This window comes from Peterkaempfera griseoplana, assembly GCF_001418575.1.
In the GTDB taxonomy this organism is placed as follows: Bacteria; Actinomycetota; Actinomycetes; order Streptomycetales; family Streptomycetaceae; genus Peterkaempfera; species Peterkaempfera griseoplana.
This window is the reverse complement of the sequence record NZ_LIQR01000030.1, coordinates 12107-13807: the sequence shown is the minus strand read 5'-3', so window position 1 is coordinate 13807 and position 1701 is coordinate 12107. Positions and strand designations below refer to the sequence as shown.

Below are 1701 nucleotides of genomic sequence, written 5' to 3'. Positions count from 1 at the left end.
CCTGCCCGCGGGCAGGATCAGGGCGGTGCTGCGCGCGGAAGAGGACCGGACCGTCTCGCTGCGCTTCGGCCGCCCGGTGACCGGAGTGCGCATCGAGGGCGGCGAGCCGCTTCCCAGGGGCGCGGCCGGCGCGGTGCGGGTCGAGCTGCCGGCCGGCCGGGAGGTGGTGGTCCTCGCCGAGCCCGCCGTGCCCCCGCAGGGCAGGTGAGCCGGCGCTGAGCAGCGGCGGGCGGGGCGGTCGAGCGGTGCCGCCCCGCCCGCCGCGTCGCTTTGCGGGCCACTTGTCAGTGGCCCCGCGTAGGGTTCCTGATGCCGGATCCCGCAGGGCGACGGAGGTGGTCGACGATGACTGGACCGACAGCCGGGGCGGAGCTGACCCCTGCCCTGGAGGCACGGCTGGAGCAGCACCGCAGGGAGCTCACCGGATACTGCTACCGCATGCTCGGCTCCGCCTTCGAGGCGGAGGACGCGGTGCAGGAGACCCTGGTGCGTGCCTGGCGCTCCCATGACCGCTTCGAGGGCAGATCCTCCCTGCGCTCCTGGCTCTACCGGATCGCCACCAACGTCTGCCTGGACATGCTGAAGGGGCGCGAGCGCAGGGCCAGACCGATGGATCTCGCCTCCCCATCCACCGCGGACGCCGTGCTCACCCCCGGGCTGCCCGAGGCCACCTGGATCGGGCCGGTCCCCGACAGCCGGGTGCTGGAGTCCGGGGGCGACCCGGCGGAGCTCGCCGTGCAGCGGGAGAGCGTCCGGCTCGCCTTCGTGGCGGCCCTGCAGCGGCTGGCCCCCCGTCAGCGTGCCGTGCTGATCCTGCGTGAGGTGCTGCGCTGGCAGGCCACCGAGGTGGCCGAGCTGCTGGGCACCACCGTGGTCTCGGTCAACAGTGCCCTGCAGCGCGCCCGGGCCGCACTCGCCGCCTGCCGGAGCGGTGAGGAGCAGCAGGCGGAGCCGCTGGACGACGCCCAGCGCTCCCTGCTGGCCCGCTATGTCGACGCCTTCGAGCGGTACGACCTGGACTCACTCACCGCGCTGCTGCACGAGGACGCCACCCTGTCGATGCCGCCCTATCCGCTCTGGCTGCGGGGCCGCCGGGAGATATGCGCCTGGCTGGTGGGCACCGGGCGAGACTGCCGGGGCTCCCGGCTGCTGCCGGCGGGTACGGCCAACGGCGCCCCCGCGTTCGGGCAGTACCGCTCCGGCCCGGACGGCTCCCATGTGCCCTGGGCCCTCCAGGTGCTGGACGTCGCGGACGGCCGGGTGACCGGGCTGCACTCATTCCTCGACACCGCGGCGCTCTTCCCGCTCTTCGGCCTGCCGGACCGCCTGGAGCCGGCCGACGGGTGACTCCGGGCAGAGCGGCAGCACCTCGTCCAGGCCGGTCAGCGACAGCAGTGCCCGCAGCGCGCCGCCCGCCCCGCGCAGCCGCAGCTCCCGGCCCTGTCTGGCCGCGGTGAGCCGCAGCCGGGCCAGGGCGTCCAGCGCCGCCGCGTCGGGTGGCCCGAGCGCGCCCACGTCGCAGACCACCGGGTCGGCGCCGCTGCGCCGCAGCAGCACCTCCAGACGGTCGCAGAGGGCGGCTACCTGGGTACGGGCGACCGGGCCGGTCAGCACCAGCAGGGCCGTGCGCTGCGGGCCCGGCGGTTGTGGGCCCGCCGGTTGTGGGCTCGATGGCTGCCTGTCCGGTGGTTGTGCGTCCGG

Annotated in this window: 3 protein-coding genes; 2 read left to right on the top strand and 1 reads right to left on the bottom strand. The window is 75.6% G+C overall.

The window, feature by feature from the left end:
• The coding region (locus AOK09_RS02285) for a hypothetical protein (protein WP_217698368.1) at window positions 1-208 on the top strand (208 nt) is incomplete at its 5' end.
• Between the two features lie 137 nt (window positions 209-345).
• Window positions 346-1347 (top strand): sigma-70 family RNA polymerase sigma factor, encoded by a 1002-nt coding sequence (locus tag AOK09_RS02280; protein WP_055585386.1) that lies wholly within the window; start codon window positions 346-348, stop codon window positions 1345-1347.
• Here the strand turns inward: AOK09_RS02280 and AOK09_RS02275 are convergent.
• Window positions 1276-1701: STAS domain-containing protein (locus AOK09_RS02275; protein WP_322973144.1), on the bottom strand; the 426-nt coding region annotated here is incomplete at its 5' end. The genes AOK09_RS02280 and AOK09_RS02275 overlap by 72 nt on opposite strands.